This is a genomic window from Streptomyces viridifaciens (assembly GCF_001888885.2).
Lineage (GTDB): Bacteria > Actinomycetota > Actinomycetes > Streptomycetales > Streptomycetaceae > Kitasatospora > Kitasatospora aureofaciens.
Map to the genome: position 1 here is coordinate 35,214 of NZ_CP090842.1, position 21,571 is coordinate 56,784.

Sequence of the window (21,571 nt, forward strand, 5' to 3'; positions counted from 1 at the left end):
GCGGGGTCAGCGCACGGTCACGGTGAACACGGGCGAGGCGGTGTTCCCGCTGACGATGCGCAGCTCGTTCAGGCCCTTGATGCCGAGCTTGACGCCGAGGGAGTAGGAGCCGTTGCGGGTCGTGTGCACGGAGGCCGGCAGGGTGACCCACGTGCCGTGCTGCTTCTGCTGGAGGGTCACCGTGCTCCCGGCCTCGAGGCCGGTGGTGGTACCGGTGACCCGGAACAGCTGCCAGGCCTGGACGGAGGTGACCGACGGCTTGGCGGTGATGCCGGCGGACACGGAGGCGACGGGGGCGGAGGCGACGGGGGCGGGGGCGGTGGCGGCGACGGGGTCGGGGTCGGTGGCGGCCGGGGCGGCCGGGGCGGCCGCCATGGCGGTGCCCGCCGTCCCGAGGAACAGCGCGCCCAGGGCGGCGACGGCGGCCAGGCGCAGGGAGTTCCGCTTGGTGACGATCACTGGTGCACCCCTTTCAGGGGGAGGTGGTCGTTCGGCCCGAGGCACCGTCGGTGCGGTTCGGGCACTGTCCTTCCTGAGGACGTCCCACTCCGCGCCACCGGTTGTGTGCGGAACGTCACTGTCATGTAACAGTCGGACGGGCTCCCGGTCGGACGGGACCGGGGTCAGTCCTCCTCGGCGCGGGAGAGGGCGTCGGTGATCAGCCGGGTGGCGAAGTCTCGGTCGTCGCCGCAGATGCGGTTGACGTACTCCGCGAGGAGGGTGGCGGTGGCTTCCAGCGGGTTCATCTCGGCGTCGGTCCAGGGACCGTACTGGGCGCGCCACAGGTTGGGGCTCAGGCCGCTGCCGGCGGCGATGAGCAGGCCGGCCATGGTGGGGACGACCTCGGGGCGGAAGGTCCTGGGCATCATGCGCATCGTGGCGACGAGGGTGGGCACCACGTACTCGATGACGTCCTTGCCGTGGTCCTCGCACGCCCGGCCGAGCCAGTTCATGTACATGTAGATGAGGGTGCAGGCGCCCTCCAGCAGGGCTCCGAACTCGTCGGGGCCCATGGAGGCGGCGAGTTGGTCGACCATCCGCAGGTGTTCGGGGTCGGCCTCGGTGCGGCCGTCGTAGAGGGCCTTGAGCCGGGAGTCGATCACCATGAGCGCTGCGCTCACGTCGCCGGCGGGAGCGTACTGGGGGTCGCAGGGCGAGGACACGGGTCTCCTCCTCCATGGGGCGTAGCGGGTTTCGCCGTGCCCGGGGCCGGGCTGCTCCATGACAGCCCGGGCGGGCCCGGCCCGGAGGGGAAACCGCGTGCGCGTCACCCGGACGGGACCCCGCAGGCCGCCCGGGTGTTGACGCGGGGGCGGTTCTGCGGACGGCTGGTCAGGGGTCGGCGGCCAGGGGCGCGGCCGGGGGCCCGGTCGGGGGTCCGGTCGGTGGTCAGGGCTTGAGGGCGACGCCGGCGTAGAAGGAGACCTGGGCGTCGGTGACGGTGGCCGGCAGCAGGTCGGCGGCGCCGTCGGTGCCGTCCGGGTGCCAGCGGTGGGCCGGGACGATGCCCGGGTCGAGGAGGTCCAGGCCTTCGAAGAGGGTGGCGAACTCGGCCCGGGAGCGCAGCCGCAGGGAGGTGCCGGCCTGGTTGTAGATCTCCTCGACCTTGGAGGCGCCGGGCGGGTCGAGTTCGGCGGTGGCGTGGGAGAGGACCAGGGCGGATCCGGCCGGCAGGGGGTTCAGGAGGTGCTCGACGATGGCGCGGGCGTCGTCGAGGTCCGGGACGAAGTGGAGCAGGGCCACCATCGACAGGACCACGGGCCGGGTCAGGTCGAGGGTTTCGGCGACCTGGGGGGTCGTCAGGATCGAGGCCGGGTCGCGGACGTCGCCGTGGACGTAGGCGGTGCGGCCCTGGGGGGTGCTGGTCATCAGGGCGCGGGAGTGGGCCAGGACGACGGGGTCGTTGTCGGCGTAGACGACGCGGGCGCGCGGTTCGACGGCCTGGGCGACCTCGTGGAGGTTGGGCGAGGTGGGGATGCCGGTGCCGATGTCCAGCCACTGGCTCAGGCCGCGCCGGGCCAGCGCGCGGGTGGCGCGGTGCATGAAGGTGCGGTTGGCGCGGACGGCGGTGCGCATGGTGGGGAAGGCGGTCAGGACGCGCTCGGCGGCTTCGCGGTCGACGGCGAAGTTGTCCTTGCCGCCGAGGAAGTAGTCGTACATCCGGGCGCTGTGCGGGATGTCCTGGCGTATCTGCGGCCCCGCCGGCTCGGCCGGGTCGGGATCGGTCACGGTCATCCAGGTCTCCCCCATGCTCATCCCTGCCCCTTCCCTGTCCCTTGGTGATCACACCGGGCCGGGGCAGTCTAGCCAACTGGGCGGTACCGCGCGGGAAGTGGGTCCAGGTCCGGTACGGCAGCGGCCGGCAGCGGGGGCCGGGGCCGTCGGGGCGGCCCGCTGGCCCCGGGGCGGGCTGACCAGTGCTCGGCGGGGGGGTAGCGCTGTCCCGGGCCGGGGCGGGATCGGCTACGGTCGGCCGTCCGGGTCCGGGCGTGGTCCGGGCCGGGGAGGTCCCGGCCCGGCGGGCAGCCGAGGAGGAAGGGGCGAGGGGTGGCGGCGCGGAGTGTGTTCCGGGGTGAGGGTGTGCCCGCGAAGGAGCGGTTCGACTGCTGGCGGGAGCTGATCGGGCGCACCCGGGCCAGCGAGATGACCAGCGTTCACGCCGACGACTTCCGGGCGGAGATGCGGCGCCTGGAGCTGGGGCCGGTGACCCTGCTGAGGTCCTCCTTCCCGCCCACCCGGTTCCGGCGCACCGCCGCGATGGTGCGGCGCGCGGACCCGCAGGTGTACCACCTGACGATGCCGCTCGGCGGCGGGCTGTCGCTGAGCCGCGGCGCCCGGGAGGGGGCCCGCGCCTTCGGGCCGGGCGACCTGTACCTGGTCGACAGCTCGACGCCCTACGACGTGCGGGCCGTCGGGGTGCGCGTCGACGGCCGCCGGGAGCGGCGGACCGACGCGGTGGGCATCGACTTCCCGGCCTCGCTGCTGCCGCTGCCGCCGGAGCGGCTGCGCGACCTGCTGGGCCGGGGGTTCTCGGTGCGGGAGGGGACGTGTGCGCTGCTGTCGGAGTTCCTGGTCGGCGTGGACCGGCAGGCCGCCGTGCTGGGGCCGGGCGAGGCGGCGCGGCTGGGGACGGTCGCGGTGGACCTGGTGGCCGCCTGGCTGGCCCGGGAGTTGGAGGCCGAGGCCGCGCTGCCGGACGACGCCCGGCGGCGGGCGCTGGTGCAGAGCGTGCGCTCCTTCGTCCGGCGCCGTCTGCACGACCCGGAGCTGTCGCCGTCCGTGATCGCCGCCGCCCACCACGTCTCGGTGAGCCACCTGCACCGGGTGTTCAGCGGGCAGTCGCGCGACGGCGTGACGCTGGCCGCGTGGATCCGCGGCCAGCGGCTGGAGCGGGCGCGTCGCGACCTGGCCGACCCGGCGCTGCGGGCGCTGCCGGTCCACGTCGTCGCCGCGCGCTGGGGCATCCCGCGGGCCTCCGACTTCAGCCGCTCCTTCCGGGCCGCGTACGGGCTCTCGCCCCGCGAGCACCGGCAGCGGGAGCTGGCCGGGGGCACGAGTGCGGGCGGCGCGGGCGCGGCGGGCGCGTAGACGCATTGCCAAGGAAGTGACGACGCAGTGACAACACGGCGGGGCGGCGGCCTGGCATCCTCCACGAGGAACACCGCGGTACGCGCCCGGGCCACCCGGCCGGGGCGCGGCAGAACCGCCGGTGACGGCCCGGCACGCCACGGGGGAGCGTGCCGGGCCACCGGCGCTGTCGGAACCGCTAGTTGCGGTAGCGGAAGCGGATCCGGCCGCGGGTGAGGTCGTAGGGGCTGAGCTCCACGAGCACCCGGTCGTGCGGGAGGATCTTGATGTGGTTCCTCCGGACCTTCCCGCTGATGTGGGCGAGCACGACGTGCCCGTTGGGGAGCTCCACCTTGAAGTTGGCGTTGCGCAGGCACTCGACGACGGTGCCTTCGACTTCGATGCCGTTCGTTGTCTTGGTCATGGTCCTTCATCTCTTCGGTTCGTGACGTTTCGTAACGTGTAGTGGCCCGGGGACGCGTCAGCGGCGGACGAGTTCCGGGGGGCTGCTCGTGCGGAGGGCGCCGACGCCCTTGAGGAGTGCGGTGGCGGCCGGGGCGGGCGCCACCGCCTCGGCCCACGCTTCGGTGGTGCCTTCACGGTGCGGGGATTCCGGTGCGTGGGCCGGCAGGGCCCGGGCGGCGCCGCAGCGGTGCAGCTCGGCGCGTACGGCGAGCCGGCCGATCCGCGGGCGGCGCGGCGGTGACACCCGGATGTCCTCCACGGCGTGCCACTCGGTGTCGCGGACCCGCGCGAACGCGGGGGCGCGGTGGTCGGTGCTGCGCCCGTTCGGGGCGGGGTGGGCAGGGTTCATGGTGGTGCCTTTCGGAAGTGCCTGGTCTGAGGCGCTCCCGGGCGACACCGACGTCAATCGCCCACCGTGACGACAAGGGGGAGCACCCACACGGATACAGCCTTCATGGGTCTCACCTCCTCGCGCTTCTCTCATGGCTGCGCTGACGGTAGCAGTCAACGGCGCACCCGCCCAACCGATTTACGCCGACGTAGTGGATCATGAGGGGGTCGCTCCGCCGGTAGGGAAGAGGTGGTCTCGTGGTTCCCGTCGTGCCCGATCCTGGGGTGCTGCACCCGTTTCCGGAGCAGCCGCGGGTGGTGCTGCTGAAGCCGTTGGTGACCTCGCCGTTGATCGAGGTGGGTGAGTACTCGTACTACGACGACCCGGAGGACCCGACGGCGTTCGAGACGCGCAACGTGCTGTACCACTACGGGCCGGAGCGGCTGGTGATCGGGAGGTTCTGCGCGTTCGCGCAGGGGGTGCGGTTCGTGATGAACGGGGCCAACCACCGGATGGACGGGCCGTCGACGTTCCCGTTCCCGATCATGGGCGGCGCGTGGGCGGAGCACTTCGACCTGCTGAGCGGGCTGCCGGGGCGCGGGGACACGGTGGTGGGGCACGACGTGTGGCTCGGGTACCGCACGACGGTGATGCCGGGGGTGCGGATCGGCAACGGGGCGATCGTCGCCGCCGGGTCGGTCGTCACCTCCGACATCCCGGACTACGCGATCGCCGGCGGCAATCCCGCGAAGGTGGTCCGGATGCGGTACGAGGAGGACGAGGTGGCGCGGCTGCTGGCCGTCGCGTGGTGGGACTGGCCGGTGGAGCACCTGACGCGCCATCTGCGGACCGTGATGTCCGGCAGCGTCGAGGAGTTGGAGGCCGCCGCGCCCCGGCCGTGAGGCCTCGGACCCGAGGCGTCGGGCCCGAGGCGGCGCGCGGCGGACCCGGGCGCGGCGGGCCGGTCAGTGGCGCAGGACGGCGGCGATGCGCCGGCTGTCGGCGAGGGTGTCGTCGGGGACGAAGGTGATCCGGGCGCCGGTGTCGAGGGCGCGTTCGATGACCTCGTCGACGATGTCCTCGCGGGCGCCGGCCTCGTCGGCCTGCGCGGGGACGAGGTGGTCGCCGTCGTCGCGGACGGTGGCGCGGTAGTTCTCCTCGACGACCAGGCGGGCGATGCGGGCCTCGCCGGCGGCCCGCCAGACCTCGTCGAGGCCGGCGGCGAACTCCTGGCGGCCGCGGGCCTTGTCGAGCTGGGCGAGGGTGTCGTCGACCTCGCGTTCGGCGTGGGCGCGGACGGCGGGTTCGACCACCCGGTGGACGGTCGCGACGTCGGCCTGGGCGAGGCCGCCGTGCGGGACCTGGGCGGCGGCCTCCTTGGCGATCGGGCCGGCGGCGTCCAGCAGGGCCAGGGCGGGGGCGTCGCCGACGACGTACAGCGGGCGGGGGTCGGCGGCCAGGACCTTGCCGATCGCGGTGTCGGCCTGGCGCAGGAAGGTCTTGGTCTCCTCGTCGCGGAAGGTGCTGGGGGTGTCGCCGATGCGCTCCTGGCGTTCGGGGTCGGGGTTGGGGAAGGTGCGGACCAGCGGGAAGCCGTTGCCGCTCTCCTCGGTGACCCGCTCCTGGTTGCCGCCCCACAGCACGGCCCGGTCGGCGGCGACGGCGAGGACCCAGTAGGGGCGCTCGGCGGCCTGGGCGGCGACCAGGTTGCGGGTGAGGAAGGTGTCGGACAGGACCACCCGGGCGGGGGCGGTGCGGGCGAACGACCACACCTGGTGCTCGCCGGGCGCGGCGAGGACGGCCAGGCCGTCCTCGGCGTGCACGAGGTCGACCTCGGCGAGTGCCCGGTCGAGCTGTTCGAGGACGTCGATGCGGTCGGCCCGGGAGACCTTGGGGTCGGCCTGGACCCGCTCCCTGGCCTCGGCCAGCAGGTTGCGCAGCCGGACCGGGTCCTGGGCGCTGTCCGGTTCGCGCCGGTGGGTGGGCATCAGGACGGACACCGCCGGGTAGGGCCGGGGCCGGCGCAGTTCGGCGAGGACGGCGGGGCTGAGGGCGGGGCGCATGAAGACCCCTTTCCGAAGGCGGTCGGCCTTCTCTGCGTGGACGCTCGGTTCCTGGCACAGCTGCCCAATGTCCTCAATGTAACGATTTGCACACCGGGTCGCCGGGTCAGCTCTTGCCCCCGGAGCCGTCCAGGCTGTACCTACTGGTACGTACAGTTGGGGCCAGGGAGGGAGTCGGCATGCCGTTCGTCCGCATCGACGCGTTGGGGGCCGGACCTGAGCGGCTCGGCGCCCTCGGGCGCGCCGTCCACGAGGCGCTGGTGGAGGCGATCGGGATCCCGCCGAACGACCACTTCCAGGTGCTGGTCGGGCACGACGGCACCAACAGCCTGCTGCGCTACGGCGATTACCTCGGGGTGCGGCGGGACGAGGGCATCATGTACGTGGCGATCACGCTGCGCGCCGGACGCACGGACGCGCAGAAGCGGGCCCTGTACGCGAGGATCGCCGAGCTCGCCCAGGCGTACGCGGGCACCGAGCCGCGCAACGTGTTCGTCGTTCTGACGGAGAACACGTCGGCCGACTGGTCACTGGGCCACGGGCTCGCCCAGTACGCCCTCCCGGACGGGGAGGGCGTACCGCTCAGCTGAGGCGGGCGGGCGCGTGGTCCGCGGTCTGCCGCGTGACGGGGTCGGCGGGCGGCCAGGGGGCGTGGGCCGCGACCTGGGCGCGCAGTTGGCGCAGGGCGCGGGCGCAGGCGATGCCGACCGCGCCGGTGACCCGGCCCCGGTGCAGGCAGGCGGCGGCGAAGCGGTGGTCGGCGGGGCTGCCGTCGACGAGTTCGAAGCGGTCGGCCGTGCCGGGGCTGCCGAACGCCTGGATACGCAGGCCGTACTGGTCGGTCCACAGGTACGGGACCGGGGCGTAGGCCTGCCGGGCGCCGTCCGGGCCGGCCAGCAGGTTGCGGGCGGCGTGCAGGGCCTGTTCGGTGGCGTTGGTGCGCTGTTCGAGGCGCCGGCGGCGGCCGGTGCGCGGGTCGGGCCAGGAGGCGGCGTCGCCGGCCGCCCAGACGCCGGGGCCGGCGGCGCAGTGGGCGTCGCAGGCCACGCCGCCGCCCGCGTCCAGGGGCACCCCGCTGCCGGCCAGCCACTCGGTGGCGGGCTCGGATCCGATCGCCATCAGCACGGCGTCGGCGGCCAGTTCGGATCCGTCGGCCAGCCGCACGCCGGCGGCCCGGCCGCGCCGCCGGACCACCGCGGCGGCCGTGCCCCGGTGGATGCGCACCCCGTGTTCGCGGTGCAGGCCGGTCAGCAGCGCGGCCGTCTCGGCGCCCAGGACGGCGGCCAGCGGGGCGGCGGCGGACACCAGCCAGACCACCTCGGCCCCGAGTCCGACGGCGGTGGCCGCCGCCTCGGCGCCGAGCAGCCCGCCGCCGGCCACCAACAGCCTTGTCCCGGGGCGCAGTTCCTCGCGCAGGGCGAGGGCGTCGGCGAGGGTGCGCAGCACGTGGGCGCCGGGCAGCGGCGCCTCGGCCCCGGGCAGTCGGCGGGGGCGGACGCCGGTGGCGAGGACGACGGCCTGGCAGCGGACCTGGTGGCCGTCGGCGAGGTGCACCGTCCGGGCCTGGCGGTCCAGGCGTTCGGCGGGTACGCCCAGGCGCAGGTCGAGCCGTAGCTCTGCCAGGGCGTCGGGGCTGCGCAGGGCGAGTCTGTCGGGTTGCCACTGCCCGTCGAGCAGGTGCTTGGACAGCGGCGGCCGGTCGTACGGGGGTTCGTCCTCGGCTCCGATGAGGGTGAGGCGGCCGTCGTAGCCGGCCCGGCGCAGCGCCTCGGCTGCGTGCAGTCCGGCGGCGCCGGCGCCGACGACGGCCACCTCCCGCAGTGCGGTCATGCCCGGTCCGGGGCCTGGTCCAGCTGGATCGCGGCGGCCGGGCAGACGGCGGCGGCGTCCTGGACGGCCTGGTGGAGTTCGGCAGGCGGGCGGGCGTCGAGCAGGACGACGATGCCGTCCTCGTCGCGCTGGTCGAAGACGTCGGGGGCGGCGAGGACGCAGTGTCCGGCGCCGCAGCACTTCTCCTGGTCGATCTGGACGAGCACGGGGGTTTCCCTTCAGGGGTACGGCGGGTGTCGGGGTGGGGCTGCGGTGGGGCGGGCGTGGTGGCGCCCGGCGGGTCACCAGGCGAGCGGCAGCTCGTGGACGCCGTAGATGAGCATGTCGCCGCGGAAGCGGACGTCCTCGAACGGTACGGCCAGGCGCAGTTCGGGCAGTCGCCGCAGGAGGGTGGCGAGGGCGATCTGCAGTTCCAGCCGGGCGAGGGGCTGGCCCAGGCACTGGTGGACGCCGAAGCCGAAGGCCAGGTGGCGGCGGGCGTCGCGGGTCAGGTCGAGTTCGTCGCCGTCCGGGAACTCGTCCTCGTCGCGGTTGGCGGTGCTGATCATGCAGACGACGCCTTCGCCGGCCCGGATGCGCACCGCGCCGAGGTCGACGTCCTCGGTGGCGACCCGGCCCAGGCCGGAGTGGACGATGGTCAGGTAGCGCAGCAGTTCCTCGACCGCGCCGGTGACGGCTTCGGGGTGGCGGCGCAGGTGGTCGAGCTGGTCGGGGTTGCGCAGCAGGGCGAGGACCGACAGGGCGGTCATGTTGGCGGTGGTCTCGTGTCCGGCGACGAGCAGCAGCCGGCCCATCGCGCCGATCTCCGCGGTGGTCAGTTCGCCGCGTTCCACCAGGCGGCTGAGGATGCCGTCGTCGGGCTGGGTGCGCTTGGCCTCGGTGAGCCGGTTCAGGTAGTCGACCAGGCGGTCCTGGGCGGCGCCGACCTCCTCGGCGGAGGATTCTCGGCGCAGCATGACGCGGCTGCACTCCTGGAAGAACTCGTGGTCCTGGTAGGGGACGCCGAGCAGCAGGCAGATGACCAGGGAGGGCAGCGGCAGGGCGAACTCGCGGACCAGGTCGGCGCCGGTGCGTCCGTCGGCGGTCATCCGGTCGAGCAGGTCGTCGGCGATGCGCTGGATCCGGGGGCGCAGCGCCTCGACCTTCTTGATCATGAAATCGCCGGTGAGCATCCGGCGCAGCCGGGCGTGCTCGGGGTCGTCCATCCGGATGAAGGTGGGCCGGCCGGCGTTGAGTTGCCGGACGCCCGCGGTGAGGAAGGGGAAGCCGGGGCGGGTGCTGTCGGCGCTGAAGCGGGGGTCGGCCAGGACCGCCTTGACGTCCTCGTGGCGGGTGGCCAGCCAGCTGGCGCTGCCGTCCCACAGGGTGATGCGGCTGACCGGCTCCTCCTGCTGGGCCTGGCGGTAGGCGGGCGGCGGGGCGAAGGGGCAGGTGCCGCGGGCGGCGGGGTGGGTGAAGCGGGGGGTCTGTGCGGCGGTGGCCATCAGGGGGCTCCCTTCTCGGAGCTGGGTGTGCTGGCGGTGCCGGGTGGGGGTGCGGTGCGGGCCCTGAGCATTTACGTGCCAAAAGCAACTAACTCGCCGTCACGCTAACTCGCGGTCCGTGGCGGTGGAAGAGCCCGTCCGGTGGGCGCGGAAACTGTCCGAAATCCGGTCAGCGGTCGGCACCGCAGCGGTGGCGGGCACCGGCTCGCTACAGTTCGCCCATGTCGGACGCCGCAGACGATCGGACCGCCGCGGACGCCACCGCGGACCTGGAGGCCGTACTGGCCTCGCTGGCCTACCTGCTGACCCGCTCCCAGGAGCACGAACGCCGCACCGCCCGGGCCGGCATCACCGCCGCCCGCTCGGACGTCTACCTGCTGCGCGCGCTCGCCGAGGCCGAGGGGCCCAGCCGGGTGGGCGACCTGGCCGCCAGACTGATGGTCAAGCCCTCCCACGTCACCCGGCAGATCGACCGCCTGGAGGGCCAGCGGCTGGTCGAGCGCACCCCGGACGCCCTGGACCGGCGGGCCCGCCGGGTCGCGCTCACGGCCGACGGGCGGGCGATGCTGGAGCGGCTGAAACAGGCCAACATCATCGGGCTGACCAGTGCGCTGGACGGCGTGGCGGAGCCGGACGTCACCGCGACGGTGGGGGTGCTGCGCCACCTGATCGAGCGCTACGTGCAGCGGGTGCGGGGCTCGATGCTGCCGGAGGAGGACGGCTCCGCTCCCCCGGCGGACGGGGCCGCGGGGGCGCGGCGGGGCATCGTGCGCGACGCCGTGGAGACCTGAGCACCCCCACCGCCGGGGCCGGTCACGAGCCGGACCCGGCGCAGGATGCGCAGGATGCGCAGGAAGGCCCGGTTCCGGTCGGCGGGGCCGGCTCGGTGCGCCAGCGGGCCCGCAGGACCCCGTCGGCGTCGGGCAGCACGGCGGCGAACAGCGGGCTGCGCTCCCCGGTGTACACCGACAGGACGGCGGCGGCCCGGGCTCCGGACAGCTCGGCGGTCCGCGCCCTGAACTCCTGCGGGTCGTCGACCTCGCTGGTGATCCTGCCGCCGTGGTCCTCCCGGACGAACTCGACCAGCCCGTCCTCGGGGAGGGCGGCCAGGACCGCCGCGACGTCGGTGGACAGGTCCGGCCAGACGGCGAGCCTGGCGCGCGGGGTCAGCCGGGCGCGCACCGCCTCGATCGCTCCCCCGTCGAGCCGGTGCCAGCGGGAGGCGTTGTCGATGTACGTCTCCTCCAGCAGCGCCGCCCGGCCCGCCGCCACGCACCCGCGCAGCCGGGCCCAGAAGTCGTCGTCGGCGGGGCGCTGCTCGCCCGGTTCGCCGGACCCGGCCTCGGCCTCGGCCTCGTACGGGGAGGCGTCCAACGGCTCGGGGTGGAGGCCCAGTTCGCGGGTGCGCGCCACCGCGGCCGGGCAGGGCCCCTCGCTGCCGACGTAGACGTACTGGTCCCAGCCGACGTGCACGGCGAAGGCGGGCTCAGTGGAGGAGGGCACGGTGAACGCGGGCCCGGTGAACGCGGGCCCGGTGAACGCGGGCCCGGTGAAGGTGTCGGGCTCGGTTTCCAGGCGGCACCAGGCGCCGCTGTCGCGGAGCATCGCCCGTACCAGTTCCAGGCCGACGGCGGCCGGTACCCGGGCGCCGTCGTGGAAACCGGTCAGGTCGGGCGGGAAGATCCCCGCGAGGCCGCCGCCCTCGAGCGCCGGCTCCAGGCCGAAGTGGGTGAAGCCGAGCGGGGCCTGGGGCTCGCGGATCGACAGGTGCCGCACGCCGCTCTCCTCGGCGAAGGCGGCGATCGCCTCCAGGTAGGCGGCCTCGACCGGCCCGTGGTCGCTGACCGCCTCCTCCGGTCCCGTGTAGACGCCCCGCTCGTCACGGTCGGCCGGGTCGTACTTGGTGATCCGGTACACGTGGGGCGGCGCGTCGCGGGGCCGTCGGGGAAGGGAGTCCATCCGGGCCATCGTGCCGCAAGCGGTGCTCAGGGCGGCGGTCGGGGCAGATCGGGGCGGGGCGGGCGGGCCGGGTCAGGGCAGGCGGGCGGCGGCTTCGGCGGTGTTGGCGTGGTGGGCGGCCTGGCGGTGGACGGGGAGCCAGGTGGGGCGGAAGCGGCGGCGGTAGTGGGCGCACCAGGTGTGCAGGAGTTCGTCGAGGCGGGGGTCGGGTTCGGGGGTGGCGCGGCGCAGGAGGGCGGCGGCGCGTACCGGGATGCGGTGGGCCCACAGGTCGATGCCGGCCAGGTGGGCGCGGGTGAGCAGGGGCGGCGGGAGGAGGGGGGCCTGGGCGGTGCGCGGGTCCCAGGCGTCGGCGAGTTGCCGTAGGGCGGTCAGCTGGGTTCGGACGGCGCGCAGCAGCGGGGTGTCGTGCGGCGGGAGCGCGGGGGCCAGGTCGGTGAGCCGGCGGCCGCGTTCGCGCAGTTGGTCGGCGGCGACGCGCAGGCGCGGGTCGGCGTCGTCGGCGGGGCGGGTGTCGCCGAGGCGGTCGGTGGTCCAGGCGGGCACTTCGACGACGACGGTGCGGCCGCCGTGGCGCCGGGGGGCGAACCAGGTGGCGGCGCGGGCGCCGGGCGGGGTCTCGTCCGGGGCGAGCATGCCGGTGGTGTTCTCCTGGGAGTCGATGTGGTGGGGCTCCATCAGGAAGACGCCGGGGCCGGCGACCGGCAGGCGGTAGGTGTCGAAGGAACCGGTCTCGACCGGGATGCCGAGGGCGGCGGCGGAGCGGGCGAAGGGTTCGGCGAGGGCGCTGGGGTCGGTGCGGGCGCTCGGGTCGGCAGTGGCCTGGAGGAAGGTGCCGCCCACGTCGGCGGTGTGGAGGGTGAGTTGGAGGCGGGGGCGTAGTTCGTCGATGAGGTCGAGGAGGATCCGGCTCTCGGGCAGGCGGCCGCCGACCGCCGGGGCCCATTCGGGCTGTTCGTCGGCGGCGGGGCGGTAGTAGCCGGCGAAGTAGGCGGGCAGGGTGCGGGCGAGCAGGCCGCCCTGGGCCAGGTGCGCGCCGTCGGGGTCGAGGCAGAGCAGGAAGTGCCAGGCCGTGGCCGCGGCCGGGGTGGGGCGGGCCAGGACGCGGTGGGCGAGTTCGACGATGCCGGCCCGGCCGGAGAACTCGTCGGCGTGGGCGCCGGAGACGACCAGGACGTTGTCGGGGGCGCGACGGGTGTCGGCGTCGGCCCCGGGGCCGATGGACAGCAGGTGCAGGGGGCGGCCGGCGCGGGAGGTGCCGAGGGTGCGCACCCGGCAGCGCCGGGGGTGGCGGGCGGCCAGTCGGTATGCGGCGTCGGCGAGTTCGTCGAGGGTGGGATAGCGGTCGTGGAGCAGCATCGCCCTGCCCGCGCCGGTCGAGGTGTCGGTCAGCACCGGTTCTCCTTCCCCTGGCCCCGGCAGCCGGTGGGCCCGGGGGTGTCATTGGATCCGGCCGGGTGCGGGTCCGTCCAGGGGCTGGCCGCCGCCGAGGCCGACCACGACCCCGGCGCCCCCCGCGGAGGCCGTCCTCCACCTGGAAGCGGACCTGCGCGCCGCCCGGACCCACCGGTACGACGAGGGCGAGGCGGCCGCCCTGGCCGCCCTGCGGGCCCTGCCGGGCGGGGCCCGCACCGGGCTGGCGGCCTTTCGGCCGTGACCCCTCGCCGACCCGTCCAGGGGGGCATGATGCCGGGATGGAAACAACCACGGCAACAGCCGCCGACGGGGAGTTCACCGCTCTCTGTGATCGGGCCTGGGACGTCCTGGTCCCCGCCCGCGCCGGTTACCTGGCGGGCGTCTCGCCGCACTACGACGAGGTCTTCGACGAGGTCGCGCAGCGGGCCCGGCTCAGCGGCAGCCTCGGCAAGGCCGACATCGCGGTGCTGACGGTCTGGAAGCGGCTGTCCGCGCGCACCCCGTGGGCGGCGGTGCTCATGTCCCGGCCCGATGCGGAGGTGCGGGCCGTCACCGCGCGGGCCGTCGCGGCCGTCCGGGACACCGCCCTCCCGCGCGGCGAGGCCGCCCGTGCGGGACGGGCCGTCCTCGGGCAGCTGCCCGGGCTTCGCACGGGGGACGCACTCGCCTCCGCCGTGCTGACCGCGGCGGCACCGGGGCGGATGGCCGTCTACGACCGCCGCGTCCAGGCCGCCCTGGACGCCCTCGGATTCACCCTCACCCCGGCACCGGGCCGCTACGGCCGCTACCTGCGGCTCCTCGACGGCCTCCTGCTGCACGGCGGGCCACGGGCGGACGGCTGGACGGCCCGCGACCTCGACACCGCCCTGTACTGGGCGGGCGGCAACGGACCGCAGCCGTCCTGACGCACCGGCCCCGACCCGCCACCCCACGGGCCATCGGGTCCGGGGCGGTCAGGGGTGGTAGTCGGTGAGGGTGTGGTGGGGGTGCCAGCCCTGGGTGTGGGCGCGGGTGAGGTCGAGGACGACGCTGCGGGTGAGGAGGTCGAGGGTGTAGGGGGTGAGGCCGGGCAGGAGGGTGGTGCGGGCGGCGAGGCGGGCGAGGGGGGCGGGGAGGTGGAGGATGCGGGCGGGCCGGCGGTGGGCGGCCAGGACGTGGCGCAGGGCGGTGTCGCGGCGGTAGGGGGCGGGGTCGGCGATGTTGTAGGCGCCGGGGGGCCAGGGCGGGGTGGTGGTGAGGCCGAGGGCGGCCAGGCAGGCGTCGGTGAGGTTGACGACGGCGGTGAGGCTGAGGGGGATGTCGGGGCCGGGCAGGGGCAGCAGGCCGTGGCGGGCGCGGGCGAGCAGGGGTGGCAGCAGGTGGGGGTCGCCGGGGCCGTAGACGGCGCGGGGGCGCAGGACGACGGCGCCGGCGGCGAGGGCGTGGTGTTCGGCGGCGGCCTTGGTGCGGCCGTAGGCGTTGAGGTGGCCGGTGTGGGTGGGGTGGTCCTCGGTGAGGGCGGCGGCGGTGGTGCGCGGGTCGTAGACGCTGGCGCTGCTGACGTGGACGAGGGGGCGGCCGGCGGCGGCGCGCAGGACGCGCTGGGTGCCGGTGACGTTGACGGCGTGCTGGTGGGCTTCGTCCGGGTGGCCCGGGGGCAGGTCGGCGACGGCGGCGGCGCAGTGGACGACGAGGTCGGCACCGGTGAAGTCGGGGTCCGCTTCGGTGGCGTCCCAGGGGAGGTGGCGGCCGAGCGGGCCGGGGCGGCGGCCGTGGCAGGTGACGTCGAGGCCCAACCGGGCGGCGGCGCGGGCGAGGTGGGAGCCGCAGAAGCCCGCGGCGCCGGTGACGGCGATGCGCATCAGCGGGTTCCTTCCGCGCGCAGGGTGAGGTGGGCGTATCCGGGCAGGGCGGCGTGGCGGTCGACGCGGGCGCGTACGACGCGGGGGCGGTGGGGGGCCAATGCGAGGAGAGTGTCCGCGAGTTGGGCGCGGGCCAGGGCGGCGCCGGGGCAGGCGTGGGCGCCGGTGCCGAAGACGGCTTGGGTGGCGGCGGGGTCCTGGGGTGGGGTGCGGTGGTGGGCGCGGGCGGCGTGGCGGGCGACGAGGACGAGCCGGTCGCCGGCGCGCACGGGGTGTCCGGCGAGGGTGGCGTTCGCGGCGGCGGCTCTGGGCAGCAGCGGGGAGGGGGCGGTCAGGCGCAGGAGTTCGGCGGCGAGGGCGGGTGCGGAGGTGGCGTCGACGGCGGGCCACAGGCGGGCGTCGGCGCACCAGGCGGCGGCTCTGGGCAGGGCGGCGACGGTGGTGTTGACGGCGGCGACGGCGAGCATGGCGTCGCGGGGGTCGGGCAGCAGGGCGGTCAGGCGCGCGGCGGCCTCGGCGGCGTCCGTCCCTCGTGGAGGGCGGGGCCCGGGCAGGTGGTCGCGGGCGGTGGCGGCGGCCGCTTCGCGGGCGGCGCGGGCGAGTTCGCGGGGCGGGGCGTCGGTGCCGGTCAGGGCGGCGGCGGTGGCTGCGGCCAGTTCCTCGGCGAGGTCGACGAGTTCGAGGGTGCCGGTGGCGAGGGCGGGGACGCGTTCGGCGAGGACGTCCTGCCACAGTGGGCGCAGCCGGGACAGGGCGGGGGCGGCGAGGTCGGTGGTCAGGGCGCGGCGGGCGGCGCGGTGGTCGTCGCCGTCCTGGTCGAACAGGATTCGGCCGCCGGTGAATTGGGCGGCGGCGCCGCCGGTGGTGCCGGGTGCGGTGCGTTCCAGGGGGATGCGGGTGAGGGCGTGGCGGTAGGCGTCGGGGTCGTGGACGATCAGGGTGCGGCCCAGGCGCAGGACCGGGCGGTGGCGGGTGGCGCAGAGCAGGGCGAACAGCAGGGGGTGGCTGCGCAGGTAGACGGTGCGGTCGCGGCGGCGGGCGCGGCGGGAGGCGGCGGGGTGGACAGCGGGCGGTGTCATCGGGCCAGCTCCCGTGCGCAGTGGGCGGATGCGGCGGCCCGGTCGGGTTTGCGGGAGCGTCCGGCAAGGGGGACGGTGCCGAAGAGCAGGGCGTCGGGGCGGGCGGCGCCCATGCGTTGCAGTGGGCCGTCGAGTCGGGTGCGCAGCTGTCGGGGGTCGGTGCCGGGGTCGGGTTGGACGAGGGCGACGAGGCGTTCGTCGCCCTCGGTGTCGGGTACGCCGACGAGCAGGGCGAGTTCGACGCCGGGGATGTGCAGGGCGGGTTCGTACAGGCCCGGGTAGATGTTGCGGGCGCGGCGCAGCACCATGTCCTTGAGTCGGCCGGCGAGGACGATGCGGCCGTCCGGGGTGAGGGTGGCGCGGTCGCCGGTGCGGATCCAGGGGTCGGGTTCCTGGCCGAGGTAGCGGTGGCGGGCGGCGGGGCCGGTGAGGTGGAGTTCGCCGTCGTCGGCGAGGCGGGTGCGGACGCCGGGCAGGGGGTGGCCGACGAGGTCGCCGTCGCCGGTGTGGGCGCTCTTGTCGCTCTCCTCGACGGCGGCGGCGGGGAAGAGTTCGGTGAGGGCGTAGACGCTCCAGGCGGTGTCGGCGCCGGCGTCCTTGGCGCGGCGCAGCAGGGCTGCGTCGGCGGGGGCGGAGCCGGTCCACAGGGTGCCGGTGAGGCGGGCGCCGGCGGCCAGGGCGGTGCGCAGTCGGGGCGGGGTGAGGTAGGTGTGGGCGGGGGTGAGGTGGGTGAGTTGGCGGGCGAGGACGGTGGGGGTGCGGGCGGGCAGGGCGACGGTGGCGCCGGCGGCCAGGGCGGGGGCGAGGACGAAGAAGGTGCCGCCGAGGACGGTGGTGCCTTCCTGGGGGCGGACCAGGTCGGTGACGGTGCGCAGGCCGGCGGTGAGGCCGGCGTGGGTGTGGACGACGGCGCGGGGGCGGGCGGTGGTGCCGGAGGTGAAGACGATCACGGCGTCGGCGTCGGGGTCGTGGCGCCGAGGTGGGACGGGGGTGGTGGCGGGGCGCAGGCGGGGTGCGCAGCCGGGCAGGCGGGGGCCGAGGGTGGCGACGGGGCCGAGGGTGTCGAGGCGGGGCAGGTGGAGGTCGGCGCGGCGGGCGAGCGGTGCGGCCCAGCCGGCGGCGGCCTGGGCGGTGGCGTCGGCGAGGATGAGGCCGGGCCCGGCGAGGGCGAGGTGGGCGGCGAGGACGTCGGGGCCGGCGGTGGGGTCGAGGACGGCGACGCGCAGGCCGAGGCGGTGGGCGGCGATCAGGGCGGCGAGGGCGCGGGGGCCTGGGCGCAGGGCGAGGCCGAGGGTGGCGCCGTGGGTGAGGCGGCGGGCGTGGAGGGCGGCGGCGTAGCCGTCGGCGAGGTCGGCGAGCTCGCCGCGGCGGATGCGGGTGCGGGTGGCGCCGGTGCGGGTGTGGTGCAGGACGGCGGGGCGGTCGGGGTGGTGGGTGCGCAGGGCGTGGGCGAGTTGGTCGAGCACGGCGGGTTCCCCCTGGGGTGTCAGCGGATGTCGGCGGGGCGGGGGCCGGCGCCGCGTTCGAGGTACCAGCGGGCGGTGCCGAGGACGCCGTAGGCGCGGATGCGGCGGGTGGAGTTCTGGACGACCATGGCGCGGCTGCGGGTGATGACGGTGGTGTGGCGGCGGACCTGGTTGAGGAAGGTGCGGTCGGTGGGCGAGGGGCGCCGGGGCATGCCGCCGACGGCCTGGTAGAGCGCGGCGGTGATGGCCATGTTGTTTCCGGCGTGCATCCGGTAGGGGGTGAGGTAGCCGTGGCGGCGGTGGTGGGCGGGGCGGATGCGGCCGAAGAACGCGCCGAGGGCGACCAGGAGGAGGAAGAGGGCGCGTCCGGCGGGTCCGTGTTCGTCACGGCGGGCGGTGACGCGGCCGCAGACCAGTCCGTCGTGGGCGAGCAGGGCGGTGCGGGCGGCGGCGGTCCAGCCGGGTTCGGGCAGGCAGTCGGCGTCGGTGCGGGCGAGCAGGGTGGCGCCGTGGGCGATGGCGTGGCGGAAGGCGGTGTCGACGGCGCAGCCGACGCCCTTCTGCGGTTCGGTCAGGACGTGGACCGGGAAGGGGGCGTGGGCGGCGAAGGCGCGGACGGTGGCGACGGTGGCGTCGGTGGAGCCGTTGTCGGCGACCAGGAGGGTGAAGTCGCGGTCGTGCTGGGCGGCGAGGGCGCGCAGGGCGCCGTCGATCCGGGCTTCCTCCTGGTAGGCGGGGATGATCACCCAGAGGGTCATGAGGCCTCCCAGACCATGGTCATCAGGGAGACGCCGCCGCCCAGGCCGATCATGAGGACCTTCTCCCCCGGTTTCAACTGCGCTTTGACGAGGTCGAGTTGGATGCCGATGGTGGCGCTGGCGACGTTGCCGAGCTCGGGCACGGTGAGGACCAGCCTGTCGGCGGGGGCGCCGGTGAGTTCGACGAAGCGCTCCAGGTAGGGGACGGTGACCTGGTGCACCAGGACCCGGGCGTAGTCGTCCCAGGTGAGGCCGGTGCGCTGGGTGAGGTCGGCCAGGGCGGCGGGGCCGATCCGTTCGAAGATGCCGCGCAGTTCCTTGCCGCCGCCGCGGAAGTAGCTGTACTCGTCGCCGCGCGGGTGGCGTGAGCCGCCGCCGGGGATGCCGCCGGCCTGCCAGTGTTCGGAGGCGGTGACGGTGGCGGTGTCGAGGATGCCGCCGCGTTCGACCGGTTCGACGACGACGGCGGCGCCGGCGTCGCCGAAGGTGTAGCCGGCGAAGCCGTCGCGCAGGGCGGCGGCATCGGCGGGGTCACGGCGCATCGCGCGGCTGGGGGTCTCGCCGGTGACGACCAGGGCGCGGCGGGCGCGGCCGGCCAGGATCATCGCGCGGGCCAGGTCGATGCCGTTGAGGAAGCTGTTGCAGGCGTTGCTGACGTCCAACGCGTGGGCTCGGGTGCCGAGTTCGGTCTGCACGATGTGGGCGGTGGCGGGCTCGCAGATGTCCCGGGTAGCGGAGGCGAAGAGCAGCAGGTCAATGTCGCGGGGGTCGAGGCCGCGAGCGGCCAGGGCGCGGCGGGCGGCGCCGGTGGCGAGGGTGGAGGCGTACTCGCCGTCGGCGGCGAAGCGGCGGGTGCGGATGCCGGTGGCCTTCTCCAGCATCCGCTCGGGCAGGGCGAGCCGGGTGCCGGCGGTGATCTCGTCCTGGAGCTGCTGGGAGGTGAGCCGGCGGGCGGGCAGGTGGGAGCCGACGGCGGTGATGCCGATCCTCTGTGTCGCTGCTGGATGTTGCATGGCCCCATGCTGCGTGGCGGGTGCCGGGGCCCACCTGAGTACGGGTACTCAGGTGGGCCGGGGCGGATACCCGTTCGGGTCGTGCGGGCTACCCGGGCGGGCGGCGGCCTCAGGGCGTGAGGACCCACTTCTGGTTGGCCAGGCCGTTGCAGTCCCAGATGCCCAGCTGGGCGCGGTTGGAGGTGTCGAAGCCGAGCTCGTCCAGGCACTTGCCGGTGAGCACGTTCTTCAGCGAGCCGTCGGGCTGCGGGATCCACTGCTCGCCCTGGCTGCCGACGCAGTCGTAGATCTCGACCTTGGTGCCGTTGGGGCTGGAGGCGCTGCCCCACACGACGTTCAGGCACTTGCCCAGGCCGCGGACGGTGTTGTCCAGGCCCAGGGTCCACCACTGGGCGCCAGTGCCGTTGCAGTCGTAGATCTGCACGGGAGTGGCGTTGTTGTTGCTGCCGTGGGCGATGTCCACGCACTTGCCGCCGTATCCGACCAGGCGGCCCTGCTTGCCCTGCATGCCGATAACGACCGGGCGGATGGTGTCGGTGGCGGTGTCGCCGGGGTGGCACACGGCGGTGGAGGTCCCGTTGCCGACCACGGTGTTGCCGGCGACCCAGTAGGTGATCGGCTGGCTCTGGACGACGTAGAAACAGACCACTTGGACCTGCCAGACCGTGCCGGGTGGCACGTTGTTGCAGGTGGCGGAGGCCATCGGGCCGCCGCGGCCGGTGCCGCAGGCGCCCGGGGTCTCGGCCTGGGCGGTGGAGGACAGGGCGGCGACGCCCACCAGGGTGAGCAGGGTGGTCAGGAGGGCGGCGAGGGTTCGTCGCAGGCGCATACGCGGGGTCCCTTCTGGTCGACGGGGCCCAACCGGATGTGTGGATCGTGTGGTTGGTGCCGCCCAGCGTGGGCGATGACATGAGCGTGCGTCAACTGTTGTGAATTGCTTGTCCGGAAACGATTCATGTCAGCTTGCTGCGCCAGTGGCCCGGCCGGCCCGGGGGACGGGGGTCGGGGACCGGCTGTCACACCCGCCCGGCAGACTGGGCGCGGACCACCCGAGCGAAGCGAGGACGACACCATGGCCGACCGGCCCCTGACGCTGATGGCAGTGCACGCCCACCCCGACGACGAGGCCACCGGCACCGGCGGCGTGCTCGCCCGCTACGCCGCCGAGGGCATCCGCACCGTCCTCGTCACCTGCACCGACGGCGCCTGCGGCGACGGCCCCGGCGGCGTCAAGCCCGGCGAGGACGGGCACGACCCGCAGGCGGTGGCCGCCCTGCGCCGCAAGGAGTTGGAGGCCAGCTGCCGCGTCCTGGGCGTCGACCACCTCGAGACGCTCGACTACGGCGACTCCGGGATGATGGGCTGGCCCGCCAACGACGCCCCCGGCTCGTTCTGGGGCAGCCCCGTCGCCGAGGGCGCCGCCCGCCTGGCCGAGCTGATCCGCCACTACCGGCCGGACGTCGTCGTCACCTACGACGAGAACGGCTTCTACGGCCACCCCGACCACATCCAGGCCCACCGCATCACCATGGCCGCCCTGGACCTGGCCCCCGACCTGGCGTCCAAGGTGTACTGGACCACCGCACCGCACTCGGCGATGAAGCGCTTCGGCGAGGTGATGCGGGAGTTCGGCGCCGACTGGGACGAGGCGGGCGATGCGGCCGAGACGGCCGAGGCCGGCGAGGGGACCGACGGGACGAGCGGGGCCGGATCGGCCGTCGAGGCCCCCGAGCTGCCGCCGATCGGGCTGCCCGACGAGGAGGTCACCACCTGGGTGGACACCAGCGCCTATGGCGGGCAGAAGTACGACGCGCTGGCCGCCCACGCCAGCCAGGGCGAGAACATCTTCTTCCTGCGGATGGGCAAGGAGCGCTTCACCGACCTGATGGGCATCGAGACCTTCGTGCGCGTCCGCGACACCACCGGCGCGCCGCTGCCCGAGCAGGACCTGTTCGCCGGCCTGCGCTGACGCCCCCGGCCCCCGGGCCCCCAGCAGGGGCCAGGGGGCCGTTTGTCCTTTTGACGCGGGGGTTTATGGGCAGTGGCCCCCTATGGGCATCCCCAGTCCGCCCGGAGCGCCGTCGCGGCGGCTGCCGGCAGCGCCGGAGAGCGCCGCGCTGGCCCGCCGGTTCGTGCGGTCGGTGCTGGACGGTGTCACGCCCGAGGTGGCGGACACCGCCGAACTGCTGACCTGCGAGCTGGCGACCAACGCGGTCCTGCACGCGCGCGGCGACTTCGAGGTACGGGCCTGGGCGGGTGAGGACCGGGTCCAGGTGCAGGTCAGCGACGGCTGTCCGGA

The 21,571-nt window shown here is 75.3% G+C and carries 23 protein-coding genes and 1 pseudogene; 7 read left to right on the top strand and 17 right to left on the bottom strand.

All coding sequences use genetic code 11. The annotated features are described in order from the left end of the window. Positions 1-6 precede the first annotated feature (6 nt). The 3 genes from BOQ63_RS42880 to BOQ63_RS42890 all read right to left on the bottom strand — a co-directional run bounded on the left by BOQ63_RS42880 (position 7) and on the right by BOQ63_RS42890 (position 2,235). Complete coding sequence (locus BOQ63_RS42880) at positions 7-456, bottom strand: hypothetical protein (RefSeq protein WP_079184182.1); 450 nt, start codon at positions 454-456, stop codon at positions 7-9. A gap of 167 nt (positions 457-623) precedes the next feature. Then, positions 624-1,163, bottom strand: a complete 540-nt coding sequence (locus BOQ63_RS42885; protein ID WP_030290130.1) for a hypothetical protein — start codon at positions 1,161-1,163, stop codon at positions 624-626. Between the two features lie 226 nt (positions 1,164-1,389). Continuing rightward, positions 1,390-2,235 carry an SAM-dependent methyltransferase gene (locus BOQ63_RS42890; RefSeq protein ID WP_046387038.1) on the bottom strand — a complete coding sequence of 282 codons (846 nt, stop codon included), beginning with the start codon at positions 2,233-2,235 and terminating at the stop codon, positions 1,390-1,392. Between the two features lie 345 nt (positions 2,236-2,580). Between BOQ63_RS42890 and BOQ63_RS42895 the strand changes: the two genes are divergently transcribed. Next, positions 2,581-3,588 carry an AraC family transcriptional regulator gene (locus tag BOQ63_RS42895; RefSeq protein ID WP_223885853.1) on the top strand — a complete coding sequence of 336 codons (1,008 nt, stop codon included), beginning with the start codon at positions 2,581-2,583 and terminating at the stop codon, positions 3,586-3,588. Positions 3,589-3,766: 178 nt separating this feature from the next. On the opposite strand, the gene infA is transcribed toward BOQ63_RS42895, so the two are convergent. Both infA and BOQ63_RS42905 read right to left on the bottom strand, forming a co-directional pair. After that, entirely contained in the window at positions 3,767-3,991 is a 225-nt protein-coding gene (gene infA, locus BOQ63_RS42900; protein WP_030290127.1) for a translation initiation factor IF-1, read from the bottom strand. Between the two features lie 57 nt (positions 3,992-4,048). Further along, the gene (locus BOQ63_RS42905; protein WP_030290125.1) at positions 4,049-4,381 is read right to left on the bottom strand and encodes a hypothetical protein; all 333 of its coding nucleotides are present in this window, start codon (positions 4,379-4,381) and stop codon (positions 4,049-4,051) included. Between the two features lie 251 nt (positions 4,382-4,632). Here BOQ63_RS42905 and BOQ63_RS42910 point away from each other — a divergent pair, with 251 nt between their 5' ends. Next, a complete protein-coding gene (locus tag BOQ63_RS42910) occupies positions 4,633-5,265 on the top strand; it encodes a CatB-related O-acetyltransferase (protein ID WP_223885854.1) in 633 nt (210 codons plus the stop codon). A 63-nt stretch (positions 5,266-5,328) separates the two neighbouring features. Here the strand turns inward: BOQ63_RS42910 and BOQ63_RS42915 are convergent, their stop codons facing one another. Then, positions 5,329-6,426, bottom strand: coding sequence for a baeRF3 domain-containing protein (locus BOQ63_RS42915; protein WP_150475702.1), 1,098 nt, complete (start codon positions 6,424-6,426; stop codon positions 5,329-5,331). Between the two features lie 179 nt (positions 6,427-6,605). Here BOQ63_RS42915 and BOQ63_RS42920 point away from each other — a divergent pair, with 179 nt between their 5' ends. Further along, entirely contained in the window at positions 6,606-7,016 is a 411-nt protein-coding gene (locus tag BOQ63_RS42920; protein ID WP_072656158.1) for a tautomerase family protein, read from the top strand. Here the strand turns inward: BOQ63_RS42920 and BOQ63_RS42925 are convergent. From BOQ63_RS42925 to BOQ63_RS42935, 3 genes are all read right to left on the bottom strand, one after another. Beyond that, positions 7,009-8,256: an NAD(P)/FAD-dependent oxidoreductase gene (locus BOQ63_RS42925; protein ID WP_046387134.1), complete on the bottom strand. Its 1,248-nt coding sequence runs from the start codon at positions 8,254-8,256 to the stop codon at positions 7,009-7,011. The genes BOQ63_RS42920 and BOQ63_RS42925 overlap by 8 nt on opposite strands. Continuing rightward, positions 8,253-8,462 carry a ferredoxin gene (locus BOQ63_RS42930; RefSeq protein ID WP_030290119.1) on the bottom strand — a complete coding sequence of 70 codons (210 nt, stop codon included), beginning with the start codon at positions 8,460-8,462 and terminating at the stop codon, positions 8,253-8,255. The genes BOQ63_RS42925 and BOQ63_RS42930 overlap by 4 nt, the downstream gene beginning before the upstream one ends. 75 nt (positions 8,463-8,537) lie before the next feature. Next, on the bottom strand, positions 8,538-9,740 hold the full coding sequence (locus BOQ63_RS42935) for a cytochrome P450 (RefSeq protein ID WP_072656156.1): 1,203 nt from the start codon (positions 9,738-9,740) through the stop codon (positions 8,538-8,540). 221 nt (positions 9,741-9,961) lie between these two features. On the opposite strand from BOQ63_RS42935, the gene BOQ63_RS42940 reads away from it, so the two are divergent. Further along, a complete protein-coding gene (locus BOQ63_RS42940; RefSeq protein WP_063738041.1) occupies positions 9,962-10,531 on the top strand; it encodes a MarR family winged helix-turn-helix transcriptional regulator in 570 nt (189 codons plus the stop codon). 22 nt (positions 10,532-10,553) lie between these two features. Here the strand turns inward: BOQ63_RS42940 and BOQ63_RS42945 are convergent, their stop codons facing one another. Together BOQ63_RS42945 and BOQ63_RS42950 are read right to left on the bottom strand one after the other, a co-directional pair. Next, positions 10,554-11,699 carry an RNA-binding protein gene (locus tag BOQ63_RS42945; RefSeq protein ID WP_150475704.1) on the bottom strand — a complete coding sequence of 382 codons (1,146 nt, stop codon included), beginning with the start codon at positions 11,697-11,699 and terminating at the stop codon, positions 10,554-10,556. Positions 11,700-11,771: 72 nt separating this feature from the next. After that, positions 11,772-13,094 (bottom strand): M14 family zinc carboxypeptidase, encoded by a 1,323-nt coding sequence (locus BOQ63_RS42950; protein ID WP_150475706.1) that lies wholly within the window; start codon positions 13,092-13,094, stop codon positions 11,772-11,774. A gap of 299 nt (positions 13,095-13,393) precedes the next feature. Here BOQ63_RS42950 and BOQ63_RS42955 point away from each other — a divergent pair, with 299 nt between their 5' ends. Further along, complete coding sequence (locus BOQ63_RS42955; protein ID WP_079184010.1) at positions 13,394-14,020, top strand: hypothetical protein; 627 nt, start codon at positions 13,394-13,396, stop codon at positions 14,018-14,020. A 48-nt stretch (positions 14,021-14,068) separates the two neighbouring features. On the opposite strand, the gene BOQ63_RS42960 is transcribed toward BOQ63_RS42955, so the two are convergent. The 6 genes from BOQ63_RS42960 to BOQ63_RS42985 form a co-directional block, all read right to left on the bottom strand. Further along, a complete protein-coding gene (locus BOQ63_RS42960) occupies positions 14,069-14,956 on the bottom strand; it encodes an NAD-dependent epimerase/dehydratase family protein (protein WP_150475708.1) in 888 nt (295 codons plus the stop codon). Next, complete coding sequence (locus BOQ63_RS42965; RefSeq protein ID WP_051835638.1) at positions 14,956-16,035, bottom strand: cytochrome P450 family protein; 1,080 nt, start codon at positions 16,033-16,035, stop codon at positions 14,956-14,958. Before BOQ63_RS42965 ends, BOQ63_RS42960 begins: the two co-directional genes overlap by 1 nt. Further along, a complete protein-coding gene (locus BOQ63_RS42970) occupies positions 16,032-17,501 on the bottom strand; it encodes a class I adenylate-forming enzyme family protein (RefSeq protein ID WP_150475710.1) in 1,470 nt (489 codons plus the stop codon). Before BOQ63_RS42970 ends, BOQ63_RS42965 begins: the two co-directional genes overlap by 4 nt. Positions 17,502-17,521: 20 nt before the next feature. After that, positions 17,522-18,259 (bottom strand): glycosyltransferase family A protein, encoded by a 738-nt coding sequence (locus BOQ63_RS42975; RefSeq protein WP_072656153.1) that lies wholly within the window; start codon positions 18,257-18,259, stop codon positions 17,522-17,524. Continuing rightward, complete coding sequence (locus BOQ63_RS42980; protein WP_030557456.1) at positions 18,256-19,272, bottom strand: 3-oxoacyl-ACP synthase III family protein; 1,017 nt, start codon at positions 19,270-19,272, stop codon at positions 18,256-18,258. Before BOQ63_RS42980 ends, BOQ63_RS42975 begins: the two co-directional genes overlap by 4 nt. 109 nt (positions 19,273-19,381) lie before the next feature. Next, positions 19,382-20,101, bottom strand: coding sequence for a ricin-type beta-trefoil lectin domain protein (locus BOQ63_RS42985; RefSeq protein ID WP_167395866.1), 720 nt, complete (start codon positions 20,099-20,101; stop codon positions 19,382-19,384). 243 nt (positions 20,102-20,344) lie between these two features. On the opposite strand from BOQ63_RS42985, the gene BOQ63_RS42990 reads away from it, so the two are divergent. Both BOQ63_RS42990 and BOQ63_RS42995 read left to right on the top strand, forming a co-directional pair. Then, positions 20,345-21,241: a PIG-L family deacetylase gene (locus BOQ63_RS42990; RefSeq protein WP_030290104.1), complete on the top strand. Its 897-nt coding sequence runs from the start codon at positions 20,345-20,347 to the stop codon at positions 21,239-21,241. A gap of 82 nt (positions 21,242-21,323) precedes the next feature. Next, positions 21,324-21,551: pseudogene (locus BOQ63_RS42995) on the top strand (ATP-binding protein); the annotation flags it as partial. Positions 21,552-21,571: the final 20 nt, after the last annotated feature.

Excerpts from the sequence above, each read along its gene's own strand:
- BOQ63_RS42955 (WP_079184010.1), top strand. The coding sequence starts at position 13,394 with ATGGAAACAACCACGGCAACAGCCGCCGACGGGGAGTTCACCGCTCTC.
- BOQ63_RS42975 (WP_072656153.1), bottom strand. The coding sequence starts at position 18,259 with ATGACCCTCTGGGTGATCATCCCCGCCTACCAGGAGGAAGCCCGGATC.
- BOQ63_RS42940 (WP_063738041.1), top strand. The coding sequence starts at position 9,962 with ATGTCGGACGCCGCAGACGATCGGACCGCCGCGGACGCCACCGCGGAC.
- infA (WP_030290127.1), bottom strand. The coding sequence starts at position 3,991 with ATGACCAAGACAACGAACGGCATCGAAGTCGAAGGCACCGTCGTCGAG.
- BOQ63_RS42935 (WP_072656156.1), bottom strand. The coding sequence starts at position 9,740 with ATGGCCACCGCCGCACAGACCCCCCGCTTCACCCACCCCGCCGCCCGC.
- BOQ63_RS42965 (WP_051835638.1), bottom strand. The coding sequence starts at position 16,035 with ATGACACCGCCCGCTGTCCACCCCGCCGCCTCCCGCCGCGCCCGCCGC.
- BOQ63_RS42905 (WP_030290125.1), bottom strand. The coding sequence starts at position 4,381 with ATGAACCCTGCCCACCCCGCCCCGAACGGGCGCAGCACCGACCACCGC.
- BOQ63_RS42925 (WP_046387134.1), bottom strand. The coding sequence starts at position 8,256 with ATGACCGCACTGCGGGAGGTGGCCGTCGTCGGCGCCGGCGCCGCCGGA.
- BOQ63_RS42960 (WP_150475708.1), bottom strand. The coding sequence starts at position 14,956 with ATGCGCATCGCCGTCACCGGCGCCGCGGGCTTCTGCGGCTCCCACCTC.
- BOQ63_RS42890 (WP_046387038.1), bottom strand. The coding sequence starts at position 2,235 with ATGACCGTGACCGATCCCGACCCGGCCGAGCCGGCGGGGCCGCAGATA.
- BOQ63_RS42985 (WP_167395866.1), bottom strand. The coding sequence starts at position 20,101 with ATGCGCCTGCGACGAACCCTCGCCGCCCTCCTGACCACCCTGCTCACC.
- BOQ63_RS42915 (WP_150475702.1), bottom strand. The coding sequence starts at position 6,426 with ATGCGCCCCGCCCTCAGCCCCGCCGTCCTCGCCGAACTGCGCCGGCCC.
- BOQ63_RS42990 (WP_030290104.1), top strand. The coding sequence starts at position 20,345 with ATGGCCGACCGGCCCCTGACGCTGATGGCAGTGCACGCCCACCCCGAC.
- BOQ63_RS42920 (WP_072656158.1), top strand. The coding sequence starts at position 6,606 with ATGCCGTTCGTCCGCATCGACGCGTTGGGGGCCGGACCTGAGCGGCTC.
- BOQ63_RS42980 (WP_030557456.1), bottom strand. The coding sequence starts at position 19,272 with ATGCAACATCCAGCAGCGACACAGAGGATCGGCATCACCGCCGTCGGC.
- BOQ63_RS42945 (WP_150475704.1), bottom strand. The coding sequence starts at position 11,699 with ATGGACTCCCTTCCCCGACGGCCCCGCGACGCGCCGCCCCACGTGTAC.